Raw genomic sequence first — 12385 nt, forward strand, 5'->3', positions numbered from 1 at the left:
GAGTTGCCGCTGCGGCGGCTGCGTATGGCGAACCGCCGGTGGGGTCGAACCATTTAGTTGGCGCGAACCCCACCGGGGATCGTGAATGCAGTCGATCGGTGCGGCTGTATCAACCAGCCCGACCTGGAGGGCCTACGTGGTGACGCAAGCTGCCTCCTTCGGCCCTTGACCAGGTCGAGCTATGCCCGACCGAAGGCGAGCGCGACGTTGTGCCCACCGAATCCGAAGGAGTTGTTGATCGCGTACTCGATTTCCTGGTGACGGGCCTGCCCGTGCACCACGTCGAGATCGATCTCCGGATCCTGGTTGTCCAGGTTCAGCGTCGGCGGAACGACGCCGTCCCTGATGGCGAGCACGGTGAGCACGGACTCGAGGGCACCGACGGCGCCGATCGAGTGGCCCAGTGCCGACTTCGGCGCGTAGACCGAAGCGTGGTTGCCCACGGCCAGGTTGATCGCGTTGGCCTCGGCGGTGTCGCCGATGGGGGTCGCGGTCGCGTGGGCGTTGATGTGGGTGATGTCCTGCTTGGTCAGACCGGCGGTCTGGATCGCGCGGGTCATCGCCCTGGCCGCACCGGTGCCCGCGGGATCGGGGGCGACCAGGTGGAAGCCGTCGGACGTGATGCCCGCACCCAGCAGTCGAGCGTGGATGGTGGCACCGCGAGCCTTGGCGTGCTCCTCGGTCTCGATGACCATCAGCGCGCCCGCTTCGCCGAAGACGAAGCCGTCACGATCCTTGTCGAACGGACGCGAGGCGCCCTTCGGATCGTCGTTGCGAGTACTCATCGCGCGCATCATGGAGAACGCGGCGATCGGCACCGAGTCGATGAAGCCCTCGACGCCACCGGTGACGACGATGTCGGCGTCACCCATCACGATCATCCGCCACGCGTTGGCGATGGCCTCCGAACCCGACGAGCACGCCGAGACCGGAGTGACCACTCCCGCCCTGGCCTTCAGCTCGAGACCGACGACGGCCGACGGACCGTTCGGCATGACCATCTGAACAGCCAGCGGCGAGATCTTGCGATAGCCGCCGTTCTTCAGCTTGTCGACCGAGTCGATCAGCGCGTCGCCACCACCGAGACCGGTGCCGATCGCGACGCCCAGGCGGTCGGGGTCGACCTCCGGGCTGCCCGCGTTCTTCCACACCTCGCGACCGAGGACGGTCGCCAGGCGCTCGACATACGCCATCCGGCGGATCTCGACCCGGCTCAGCAGGGTGTCGGGGCTGACTTTCAGGTGACCGCCGATACGCACCGGCAGGTCGTATTCCTCGATGAAGGAATCCTCGAGAACGTCGATTCCGCTCTCACCGTTGAGGAGTCCCTTCCACGTCGCATCGACATCACCCGCGATCGACGTGGTCGCCGCCATGCTGGTGACGACGACGTTGGGGAAATTCCCGTTCAAGGTGGAAGGAGTGGTCACTGGTTCAGCCCTACTCGGCGTCGAACTTGGCCTTGAGCTCCGCGGCGGCGTCGGAGTTCTCCGCCTCGAGCTTCTGGATGTAGGAGACAGCGTCACCCACGGTCTTCAGGCTGGCAAGGTCCTCGTCGGGGATCTTGACGCCGTACTTGTCCTCGGTCTGCACAGCGATCTCGACCATGGACAGCGAGTCGATGTCCAGGTCGTCGACGAAGGACTTCTCGATGGTCACCTCGGAGGGTTCGATACCCGTAACCTCTTCGATGATCTTGCCGAGTTCTTCGACGATCTGTTCCTGGGTCAGAGCGGCCACTTTGGTGGCTCCCTTCTTGTTCTCATTTGTAGGGGTCTTGTACGGCCGGCACTTCGTCGTGCGCGACCGCCGGGGGGAAAGCTAGCCGGAGATGGTCAGTTCGACCAACGCGGGGAGGTCTTCCGGAGTCTTCAGGGCCAGGTTGGGCGTGCCCTTCAGCTCCCGCTTGGCGATACCGACGAGGGTGCCCGCCGGCGGCAGTTCGGCCACCGCCGAGACGCCCGCCTCGCGAACGGTCTCGGTGCACAGGTCCCAGCGCACGGGGCGAGTGACCTGGGCGGCGAGCTTGTCGATCGCGTCGGCGCCCGAGGTGACCGGCTTGCCGTCGAAGTTCGACAGCAGCGTCCGGATCGGGTCGCTCGGCGAGATCTGAGCGATGGCATCGGCGACAGCAGCCTGGGCCGGGGCCATGAAAACGGTGTGGAACGCACCGGCGACGGGCAATGCGCGGACCCGTGCCTTCTCCGGCGGGTTCGCGGCGAGCTCCGCCAGAGCTTCCAAGCGACCCGCCGCCACGATCTGGCCGACCGCGTTGCGGTTGGCCGGGACGAGATCGAGCTCGGCGAGCCGTGCGAGCACGGTGGCTTCGTCACCACCGAGCACAGCGGACATACCGGTCGGCTCCTGCGCGCACGCCTTGGCCATCTCCCGGCCGCGGATGGCGGCCAGGGTGACCGCTTCGTCGGCAGTGATGACGCCGGCGACAGCGGCCGCGGCGAATTCGCCGACCGAGTGTCCGGCGACGATGGTATCCGCCGGAATCGCCTCGGGGGCGATTTCGGCGAACGCGAGCAGTGCGGCCGCGACGACGAGCGGCTGGGTCACCGCCGTGTCGACGATCTCCTCGGCCGTCGCGGTGGTACCGAGACGGACCAGGTCGAGGCCGGCGGCCTTCGACCACAGCTCGAGGCGGTCGGTCGCACCGGGGAGGGCGAGCCAGGGCGCGAGCATGCCGGGTGTCTGGGACCCCTGTCCAGGGGTGAACAACGCGATCACTCCCTAAGAAAACACTGTGACCCCCGCCGCACGAGATGTCGGCGCGAATGAAGCTTTCGAACGGGTTTTGTAGGGGTCCCACAAAATCCGAGGTGGAGTGTCCCGATCGACCGATTCCCCGATCTCGTTACAGGGGGTCGTAGCCCACTGGGGTAGGCGGTGTTTCTGTGACGGAGGGTGACGATTCGTTATGCGTTCGTGTCAAACGGCCCACGGTGGCCGCGATTCGGAGCACATACGCGTCTCGGGGATTCATGGGATCACGTCCGGTGATCTCGCCGATTCGTTTGAGACGGTACCGAACGGTATTTGGATGGACGTACAGCTGACGCGCGCACGTTTCTACTGCTCCACCACAATCCAGATAGGCGTCGAGTGTGTCGGATAACGAAGATCCGGCAGCAGCCAACGGGAGCACAAGATACTCGTTCAGCGCCTCGATCGCAGCTCTATCGCCCAGCAGGGCGCGTTCGGGGAGCAATTCCGAGGCGTGAACGGGCCTTGGCGCGGCGCGCCAGCCCACCACGGCCTCCATTCCGGCCAGCGCCTCGATCGCGCTGGCGTGCGCGGCGCCCAGCGTCCGCATGGTCGGGCCGATCACCACCGGGCCGTCGGAGAAGACGTCGGCCAGCAGATCGGACAGGAAGGGCGAGCCGATCCCGGCGTCGCCGAGATGCCCGCTGACCACCATCACCAGCCGCGCGCCCTGCACGACCGCCAGCGCGGCCCTGCCGTGCCGGGTCGCGATGGTGTGCACCGCGCCGACCGTCGACACGCCCTGATCGGCGGGCGGCGTACCGACGAGCACCGTGGCGGGCGCGGTGGCGTCCCAGTTCAACGTGGCGGCCCGGGAGAGCATGTCGGGACCGGTGTCGCCGCGGACGACCGCGTCGACCACCAGCGCCTCCAGGCGGGTGTCCCACGCGCCGCGCGACTCCGCGGCGCTGGCGTACACCGAGGCGGCCGCGAAACCGAGCTCACGCCCGTATCGCAGCACCGCCTCGGTGAGCGCGACCAACTGCCGGTCGTTGCGCGCCAGCGCGGGCAGCCACTGCTCGAAGAAGTCCATGGCCACCCGGACCATGTCCACGGTCTGGCGCAGCGTCAGCCGCCGCGCCAGATCCTGCGGAATCACCTGGAACGCGTCCAGGCTGAAGCGGATATCGGAATCGGGATCCTGCAACCACTCCAGGAAGTTCACGACCGCCGTCTGCACCAGCATCTGGACGCCCGCGCGCTGCGCGGCGTCCAGATCGGCGAAGAACGGCAGCCGGTCCTGCATCGACCCCACCGCCTCGGTCGACAGCCGGCCCGAGAACTGCTTGACCCGCTTGAGCAGCGTGTCGGGCAGCGGATCACGGGTCTGCCGATTCGGGGACAGTGCCCCGGTCGGCAGGTAGACCTCGTGTTCGCTGGTGCCCTCGGTGATCCGACGGGGCCGCGGCGGTTTGCGCTCCACAGTCCAATAGTCCGCTACGCGAGTTCCTCGGCCGCGTCCGCACTGGGCTTCGGCGCGGCGGAGACGTCGTCGATGCGGTATTTCGCCGCCGCCTCGACCGCCTTCGCCTTGTCCAGCGTGCCGTCCTTGACCAGGCCCTCGAGCACCGCGACCACGATCGACTGCGCGTCGACGTTGAACACCCGGCGGGCGGCCGGGCGGGTGTCGGAGAAGCCGAACCCGTCGGTGCCCAGGGTGATGTAGTCGCCGGGCACCCACTGCCGGATCTGATCGGAGACCGCGCGCATCCAGTCCGTGGCGGCCACGACCGGGCCCTGCGTCGGCGCGAGCGCCTGGGTGACGTAGGGCACGCCCGGATCGGTGTCGGGGTGCTTGAGCGCCTGGATCTCCTTGTCCAGCGCCTCCCTGCGCAGCTCGCCGAACGAGGTGACCGACCACACGTCGGCGGCCACGCCCCACTCCTGCGCCAGGATCTCCTGGGCGCGCAGACCGTCGGGCACGGTCACGCCGGAGACGAGGATCTGGGCGCGGATGCTGCCCTCACCACCCCGCTGGTACAGGTACAGACCCTTGAGCAGACCGGCCACGTCGAGGTCGTCCGGCTCGGCGGGCTGCTGGTAGGGCTCGTTGTACAGGGTGATGTAGTAGAAGATGTTCTCCCCGGCGAAGGCGCCGCTCTCCGGCGGATTCGTGCCGGGCAGCGGGCTGGTGTCGGGGGTCGTTCCGCCGTACATCCGGCGCAGGCCGTCGCGCATGATGTGCGCGATCTCGAACGAGAACGCCGGGTCGTAGGTCACCACGGCCGGATTGGTCGACGCCAGCAGCAGCGACTGCCCGTCGTTGTGTTGCAGGCCCTCGCCGGTCAGCGTGGTGCGGCCCGCGGTGGCACCGAGGACGAAACCGCGCGCCAGCTGGTCGGCGGCGGCCCAGAAGCTGTCGCCGGTGCGCTGGAACCCGAACATCGAATAGAAGATGTAGAGCGGGATCATCGGCTCGCCGTGGGTGGCGTAGGAGGTGCCCGCCGCGGTGAAGGTCGCGGTGGAACCGGCCTCGTTGATGCCCTCGTGCATGATCTGGCCGACGGTGCTCTCCTTGTAGGCGAGCATCAGCTCCGCGTCGACCGAGGTGTAGAGCTGGCCGTTGCGGTTGTAGATCTTCAGCGTGGGGAACCACGAGTCCATGCCGAAGGTGCGGGCCTCGTCCGGGATGATCGGCACGATGCGCTTGCCGATCTCCTTGTCGCGCAGCAGTTCCTTGACCAGGCGCACCAGCGCCATGGTGGTGGCGACCTTCTGCTTACCCGAGCCCTTGCGCACCGAGCGATACGCCTCGTCGCCGGGCAGCGTCAGCGGCTTGGCGGCCGAGCGGCGCTCCGGCACGAAACCACCGAGCGACTGACGCCGGCTCAGCATGTACTGGATGGCCGGGTTGTCCATGCCGGGGTGGTAGTACGGCGGCAGGTACGGATCTTTCTCCAGCTCGGCGTCCGTGATCGGGATGCGCTGCAGATCGCGGAAGTCCTTGAGGTCCTGCAACGCCAGCTTCTTCATCTGGTGGGTGGCGTTGCGGCCCTCGAAGTGCTTGCCGAGGGTGTAGCCCTTGATCGTCTTGGCCAGGATCACCGTCGGCTGACCCTTGTGCGCCATCGCGGCCGCGTAGGCCGCGTAGACCTTGCGGTAGTCGTGACCGCCACGCTTGAGGTTCCAGATGTCGCTGTCGGACATGTTCTGGACCAGCGCCTTGGTCCGCGGGTCGCGACCGAAGAAGTGGTCGCGCACGTAGGCGCCGTCGTTGGCCTTGTACGTCTGGAAGTCACCGTCGGGGGTGGTGTTCATCAGGTTCACCAGCGCGCCGTCGCGGTCGGCGCCCAGCAGCGCGTCCCACTCGCGGCCCCAGACCACCTTGATGACGTTCCAGCCCGCGCCGCGGAAGAACGACTCCAGCTCCTGGATGATCTTGCCGTTGCCGCGCACCGGCCCGTCGAGCCGCTGCAGATTGCAGTTGATCACGAAGGTCAGGTTGTCGAGCGCCTCGTTGGCGGCCACCTGGATCAGGCCGCGCGACTCGGGCTCGTCCATCTCGCCGTCGCCGAGGAAGGCCCAGACATGCTGGTCGGAGGTGTCCTTGATACCGCGGTCGTGCAGGTAGTGGTTGAACCGCGCCTGGTAGATCGCGTTCATCGGGCCCAGGCCCATCGACACCGTCGGGAACTCCCAGAAGTCCGGCATCAACCGCGGGTGCGGGTAGGACGGCAGGCCGTGGCCCGGTCCGCCGTGGCTGTATTCCTGTCGGAAACCGTCGAGCCGGTCGGTGCTCAGGCGGCCCTCGAGGAAGGCGCGGGCGTAGATGCCGGGCGAGGCGTGGCCCTGGATGTAGATGTGGTCGCCGCCGCCGGGATGGTCCTTGCCGCGGAAGAAGTGGTTGAAGCCCACCTCGTAGAGCGCCGCCGACGACGCGTAGGTGGAGATGTGGCCGCCGACGCCGATGCCGGGGCGCTGCGCGCGGTGCACCATGATCGCGGCGTTCCACCGGATCCAGGCGCGGTAGCGGCGCTCGACCTCCTCGTCGCCGGGGAACCAGGGCTCGTTCTCGGTGGGGATCGTGTTGACGTAGTCGGTGGAGGTGAGCGCGGGGATCGAGACGCGACGCTCGCCGGCGCGCTCGAGCAGTCGCAGCATCAGGTACCGGGCGCGGCCCGGCCCTTCGCGGTCGAGCATGTCGTCGAAGGATTCCAGCCATTCGCTGGTCTCCTCGGGGTCGATATCCGGAAGATACGACGCCACTCCCTCGCGGATCACCCGAACCCGCTCACCGGTAGGTCTGGTGGCGGACTCGGCGCCTGCGGCGGGTGCCGCCGCGGCGGGATCGTTCGCGGAATTCGCTGACACAGAGTGGATCAGGTCGGTCAAATCTGCTCCTCGTACTGGGGGCTGAACTGCTTGTTGGCGTCGCTATCCCCGGGCCTGCCCGCTTGGTGTGCGGGCCACCCGTCACGAAAGTTTCGGGCGCACCTTTCATCCTTGCCGAAAAGGCAGCCCGGGTCATCCCTCCCGAGCAGGTACTGCCCGGTATTTCGCTGGACCACAGCCTGACGCTCCCCCAGCGGCCCGTGCCCCGGGCGACAGCGGCGCGAAACCGGCCGCCGCACCACCTCGCGGACACCCCTCATTCATATCACTTCCCTATGGATTCCGGACCGGCCGAAGTCGCAGCGCAGCGCCGATCCACGTGTCCGCGGAATCCACTAAGTTCTGCAGGGGAAGCAACCGAGTGAGAGGGATCGGGGAACGATGAGGCTGCTGGACGTGCGCCGGCTCGGGCTGGTCTGTGCCGCTGTCGCCGTGACCGCGGGCATGGTCGTGGCCGGCTGCGCCGAACAGGTGCCCGGCGCCGCGACCACCGATCCCGCCGAGGTCGCCGCGTACAAGACCTCCGCCGCCGCGTCCGCCTCGGCGGCCGCCGCCGCCAAGGCCGCCGCCGCGCAGACCAAGGCGATCAGCGACAACTGCACCCAGTTCCCGACCACGACCGGTGCGGGCGTCACCGCCTTCAACGAGTTCGTCACCGCCCACGACCGCAACGCTCCCGACTACGCCGACAAGCGCGAGGCGGCGGCCACCACCCTCGACAACGCCGCGACCAAGGTCGAGTCCGGCGTCACCGCCGCGGCGGGGGCGATGCCCACCGATCTCGCCGAGAAGTTCACCGCCTACGTCGTCGCCGCGCGCGAACTGTCGGCGGAGACCAGAAAAATGACCTACAGCTCCCAGGTGACCCGGCTCAACGACGCCAGTCGCAAGATCAACCAGGCCCGCACCGCGGTCCACGACGCCTGCCCGAGCCGCTGAATTCGTCCCGCCGACACGCGGCATACGGTCCCAATTCACCCGATCGGCTTGCGCTGCGGCCGATAACCATGTTCGCTTGCACCTATCTACTGTCGGCAGTTTAGGGAGGACACCACCGTGGTCGCCGCGGCGGACGCGCAGAACTACGCTCAGAAGCTTGGCATTTCTCACGGCTTGGTCGTTCAGGAATTGGGCTGGGACGAGGACACCGACGACGACTTGCGCGCCGAGATCGAGGAGGTCAGCGGCGGCGAGATGGTCGACGAGGACTCCGACGAGGTCGTGGACGCCGTCCTGTTGTGGTGGCGAGAAGGTGACGGCGATCTGGCCGACGAGCTGATGGATGCCATCAGCCCGCTGGCCGACGAAGGCTTCATCTGGGTCCTCACCCCCAAGACCGGTCAACCGGGCCATGTCGATCCGAGCGAGATCGCCGAAGCCGCGCCCACGGCCGGCCTGACCCAGACATCCACTATCAGCCTCGGCAGCTGGACGGGCTCGCGCCTGGTCCAGCCGAAGGCACCGTCCAAACAGCGCTGAATCCGCCGTTCGCTAAGGTCTCAGCCGGACGAGAACGCTCGGCTGAGACCCGACACGACGGAGGATTCGCTGTATGCCGCTAGAGGTTGGCACTCTCGCGCCGGACTTCACGCTCAAGGACCAGAACAACCAGCCTGTCTCGCTGTCGGATTACCGCGGCAAGAAGAACGTCCTGCTGGTGTTCTATCCGCTCGCCTTCACCGGCATCTGCCAGGGCGAGCTGTGCAAAGTGCGTGACGAACTGCCCAAGTTCCAGAACGACGACGCCGAGATCCTCGCGATCTCCGTCGGACCCCCGCCCACCCACAAGATCTGGGCCGCCGAACAGGGCTACCTGTTCCCGCTGCTGTCCGATTTCTGGCCGCACGGCGCCGTCACCCAGGCCTACGACGTCTTCAACGAGAAGTCCGGTTACCCCAACCGCGGCACCTTCGTCGTCGACAAGTCCGGTTACATCACTTTCGCGGAGATGAACGGGCCCGGAGAGGCCCGTGACCAGGCGGCTTGGGAGAAAGCGCTCGCCGCGCTAGATTCATAAACCGTCACCGCCGGTTCCCGCCGGCGGTGCCAGGGCGTATAGCTCAGCGGTAGAGCACTGGTTTTACACACCAGCGGTCGGGGGTTCGATCCCCTCTGCGCCCACAGAAGATGTTGCAGGTAGACGATCCGCTCGCGGCTTGCGACGTATGCCCCACGTCGCCCACGTGGGGCAGAGAACCCCAACTTTACGCGCTGCTCCTAGAACTCCGGGTCCACAGTCCGTAGCAAACGAGCAGGTCGCTTATCCGCTGTTGGTCGCGCCAGACCTGCGGATCGTCCGGGTCAAGGCCAGCGGCGATAAGAGCTTCACGGTCGACAGCGTCCATTCCCATGCTCAGGTTGGACGGCGCTCATGCCTGGACGGTTGCGGCGGCGATCTGACTGTCCACTGTTTGACGTCACCGCGGAGTCAGCGCCCGTGGCGAACACCACTGCTCGACATCGAGGCGGCCGCGCCCGTTCGCAGTCGCCACGCTGCATGAAACTCTCGCAATCCAAGCGCCGCGGACGGGGCTTCTTGGCCGGGCGCCGCAGCCACTTCGCGGCCTGTACACGTTCCGATGCCCTACACGGACCGATTCGATCAATGCGGGAAGTGCCAGCAGAGCCACGCTTGTCGCGCGCTGCGAGTCGCAGACCGAACCGATTGGTCATCGTGAGGTTCTGTGGTCAAAATGACGTTGTGGACCTTGCTGGAACGCAGACCGGTGAACACGTACTCCTCGCCGCAGTCGCCCACGCGCGCACAGAGTTCGGCGAGAATTTGGCAGCGTGCTACGCCATCGGAAGCCTCGCCCATGGCGGCTTCGCACCGCTCGTCAGCGACGTCGACCTCGTAACCGTGCTGAACGATGGCGATGCAGAGGTAAAAGAAGGAATTCTCCGTGTCACCGATGCCGTCCGGCAGCAGTTCGAAAGCCCACTGGCGCAGCGACTGTCCGTCTTCTGGTCCGACTGGTCCGGCGTTCGATCCGGCGCCGGCCCGACACATCGACTCCCCGCGATCGACCGCCTGGACCTGCTGGAGTCGGGCCGATTGCTGTATGGCCAGGACAATCGTCAACCGGCCACCGTGCCCACCCATAACGAATTGATCACCGACTCGGCAGAATTTGCGCTGAGCAAGATCGACGAAAGCTACCGCGCGGATCTGCACCATCCGTCGCGACTTGTCGCCGCAGGCACACGCGCGGTCACCAAGAAGACACTGTTCCCGGTCAGGTTCCTCTACACCCTCGCTACCAGCAAGATCGGCCGCAACCAGGACGCGATCGAATGGTACCGAGGGCGGTCCTATCAACTGGTGCAAGCGGCAGCTCGGTGGCGAAACGAGGGGCTCGACGCAACCGCTGATGCACTGCTCGCCGTCCATCTGAACGAGTTGTATATCGAATTCGTCGACGCCTACATCGACGCCGCCACAACTCTGAACCAAGCCGACTACACGCTGCGACTCATCCAGCTCCGTGGATACCTTGTGAAGGAAGCCGAGAATGGTCGGTGACCGATTCCTGCATGACACTCGGCGTCCCACCGCAATCGCCAGACACGAACCGCGCCACACTGCGGTCGGCTTGACTTTCCCACTCCCCACCTATGTGCGCACCGTCTACGTCGTGACGCATCCGGAAGCGACGCACCACGTCGACCATCTGGTGGGCGGCTGGTACGACTCCGCGCTCACCCCCGCCGGACTGCGTGACGCCGAAGCGATCGCCGCCGCCGTCCGCGCGCGCATCCCCGCCGACGCCGAGGTCGAGTTGTACTCCTCCGATCTCCGACGCACCGCGCAGACCGCCGGTGCCCTCGCCGCGTGGCTGGGAGTCGTTGCGACCCTGGACGACCGACTCCGCGAGAAGTCCTACGGCGAAGCGGGCGGGCGCCCCCAGCGATGGCTCGACGACCGCTTCCGTCCACCCCCACCCGTCGGCGACCGCATGAACCACGACGAGGGCATCCCCGGCGCCGAAACCAAAGCCGCTCTCGCCCACCGCATCTACACCGTCATGGACGACATCCTCACCAGCGACTGCCGCCACCAGGTCATCGTCACCCACGGCGGCGCACTGACTTTCGTCCTCACGTCCTGGATCCGCATGCCCCTCGAGTCAGCGGGCTACGCCCACTTCCACGCCACCCCCGGCGGCATCACCGAACTCCGCGAAGACCCCTACTTCCACAACCGCCGAATCCACACCCTCGACGACACCCGCCATCTCGCCCCGCGATGAGCAGGGGCGGATCAGGCGCCGGGCAGGGGGCAGCGTGCCCCGCGGTGATGGTGTGGGGCACGCTGCGATCCGGTGCGGGACTACGAGGCGACCTTGTCGCGGTCGGCGACGGTGAGGGTGCAGACGCCCCCTTCGCAGGAGCGCCGCAGCTTGCCTCGGGACAGGGTCTGCATCAGGCCGATCGCCCAGCAGGTCGGGCAGCCGCGGAGGGCGAACAGGCCGACGGGCAGGAGCAGGAGGCTGAGCAGGCCGGTGATCGGGATGAGGGCGACGGAGCCGGTCAGGGCGAGGAAGCCCAGGGCGCCGCGCAGTAGGTGGACGGGCACCGAGGAGCTCGCGTAGTCGGGCGTGTCAGGTTTCGTTCCGGTCATCGTGTCCTCCTGGATCCGGGTGGGTGACGGTGTTCAGGGATTCCCGGACGGTCGCGCGGGCGCGGTGCAGGCGGGATTTCATGGCGGCCGTGCTGAGGCCGAGGGCGTCGGCGACCATCCGCCCGCTGTAGCCCTGGATGTCGCGCATGATCAGCACTTGGCGCTGATCGGCGGGCAAGGCGGCGACCGCGGCCGCGACCCGGCCCGCTTCCAGGCGCTGTAACACCTCGTCCTCGGCGGAGGCGACCGCGGCGATCTCCGGCGACACCGGCGTACGGTCCCGCATCCCCTTGCGTGCCCGTCGCAGGCACTCGTTGCGCACGATGCGGAACATCCACGACGCGAGCGCCCCGGAGGCCCGCAGCATCCCGATCTTGCGATACAGGATGATCAGCGCCTCCTGCGCCGCGTCCTCCGCGTCCTCCGGGGTGGCGCACAGAGATCGCGCGAAGCGCTGGATGTTGGGGTGCGAGCCCGACACCAGCGCCGCGATCGAATCGACGTCACCGCCCTGCGCGGCGACGATCAGCTGATGGCCGGGCCAGCTCGCCTCAGCCACGCCCGGCTCGTTTGCGCCGCACGACGACCATGCATGTGCACAGCGCCACCAAGCCGATGACGATACCGATTCCGATGAGCACGACTACCTCCGTTTCCGTC

At 67.2% G+C, this 12385-nt stretch carries 12 protein-coding genes and 1 tRNA gene; 6 read left to right on the top strand and 7 right to left on the bottom strand.

Annotation, left to right across the window (positions count from 1 at the left end):
• Positions 1-179 precede the first annotated feature (179 nt).
• The 5 genes from ATM97_RS16370 to aceE all read right to left on the bottom strand — a co-directional run bounded on the left by ATM97_RS16370 (position 180) and on the right by aceE (position 6993).
• Positions 180-1430 (bottom strand): KasA/KasB family beta-ketoacyl-ACP synthase, encoded by a 1251-nt coding sequence (locus tag ATM97_RS16370; protein WP_218718888.1) that lies wholly within the window; start codon positions 1428-1430, stop codon positions 180-182.
• A gap of 10 nt (positions 1431-1440) precedes the next feature.
• Positions 1441-1740, bottom strand: coding sequence for a meromycolate extension acyl carrier protein AcpM (gene acpM / locus ATM97_RS16375; protein ID WP_019046010.1), 300 nt, complete (start codon positions 1738-1740; stop codon positions 1441-1443).
• 81 nt (positions 1741-1821) lie between these two features.
• Positions 1822-2736 (bottom strand): ACP S-malonyltransferase, encoded by a 915-nt coding sequence (locus tag ATM97_RS16380; RefSeq protein WP_218718889.1) that lies wholly within the window; start codon positions 2734-2736, stop codon positions 1822-1824.
• 127 nt (positions 2737-2863) lie between these two features.
• Positions 2864-4165, bottom strand: a complete 1302-nt coding sequence (locus ATM97_RS16385) for a CdaR family transcriptional regulator (protein WP_218718966.1) — start codon at positions 4163-4165, stop codon at positions 2864-2866.
• Between the two features lie 44 nt (positions 4166-4209).
• Complete coding sequence (aceE, locus tag ATM97_RS16390) at positions 4210-6993, bottom strand: pyruvate dehydrogenase (acetyl-transferring), homodimeric type (RefSeq protein WP_374104870.1); 2784 nt, start codon at positions 6991-6993, stop codon at positions 4210-4212.
• Positions 6994-7485: 492 nt separating this feature from the next.
• Here aceE and ATM97_RS16395 point away from each other — a divergent pair, with 492 nt between their 5' ends.
• The 6 genes from ATM97_RS16395 to ATM97_RS16420 all read left to right on the top strand — a co-directional run bounded on the left by ATM97_RS16395 (position 7486) and on the right by ATM97_RS16420 (position 11354).
• Entirely contained in the window at positions 7486-8043 is a 558-nt protein-coding gene (locus ATM97_RS16395; protein ID WP_218718891.1) for a hypothetical protein, read from the top strand.
• A 117-nt stretch (positions 8044-8160) separates the two neighbouring features.
• Complete coding sequence (locus ATM97_RS16400; RefSeq protein WP_218718892.1) at positions 8161-8583, top strand: DUF3052 domain-containing protein; 423 nt, start codon at positions 8161-8163, stop codon at positions 8581-8583.
• 73 nt (positions 8584-8656) lie between these two features.
• Positions 8657-9121, top strand: coding sequence for a peroxiredoxin (locus ATM97_RS16405; protein WP_218718893.1), 465 nt, complete (start codon positions 8657-8659; stop codon positions 9119-9121).
• 32 nt (positions 9122-9153) lie between these two features.
• A tRNA-Val gene (locus ATM97_RS16410) sits at positions 9154-9225 on the top strand.
• Between the two features lie 580 nt (positions 9226-9805).
• Positions 9806-10627 (top strand): hypothetical protein, encoded by an 822-nt coding sequence (locus tag ATM97_RS16415; RefSeq protein ID WP_218718894.1) that lies wholly within the window; start codon positions 9806-9808, stop codon positions 10625-10627.
• Positions 10628-10739: 112 nt separating this feature from the next.
• Entirely contained in the window at positions 10740-11354 is a 615-nt protein-coding gene (locus ATM97_RS16420) for a histidine phosphatase family protein (RefSeq protein WP_308248515.1), read from the top strand.
• 80 nt (positions 11355-11434) lie between these two features.
• On the opposite strand, the gene ATM97_RS16425 is transcribed toward ATM97_RS16420, so the two are convergent.
• Entirely contained in the window at positions 11435-11725 is a 291-nt protein-coding gene (locus ATM97_RS16425; RefSeq protein WP_218718896.1) for a hypothetical protein, read from the bottom strand.
• Complete coding sequence (locus ATM97_RS16430) at positions 11706-12284, bottom strand: RNA polymerase sigma factor (protein ID WP_218718897.1); 579 nt, start codon at positions 12282-12284, stop codon at positions 11706-11708. Before ATM97_RS16430 ends, ATM97_RS16425 begins: the two co-directional genes overlap by 20 nt.
• Positions 12285-12385 lie beyond the last annotated feature (101 nt).

Origin of the sequence: Nocardia sp. MH4, from assembly GCF_019266065.1 — a bacterium.
Classification (GTDB): domain Bacteria; phylum Actinomycetota; class Actinomycetes; order Mycobacteriales; family Mycobacteriaceae; genus Nocardia; species Nocardia canadensis.

Coding starts and splice junctions, on each gene's coding strand:
- ATM97_RS16405 (WP_218718893.1), top strand. CDS start 8,657: ATGCCGCTAGAGGTTGGCACTCTCGCGCCGGACTTCACGCTCAAGGAC.
- ATM97_RS16395 (WP_218718891.1), top strand. CDS start 7,486: ATGAGGCTGCTGGACGTGCGCCGGCTCGGGCTGGTCTGTGCCGCTGTC.
- ATM97_RS16425 (WP_218718896.1), bottom strand. CDS start 11,725: ATGACCGGAACGAAACCTGACACGCCCGACTACGCGAGCTCCTCGGTG.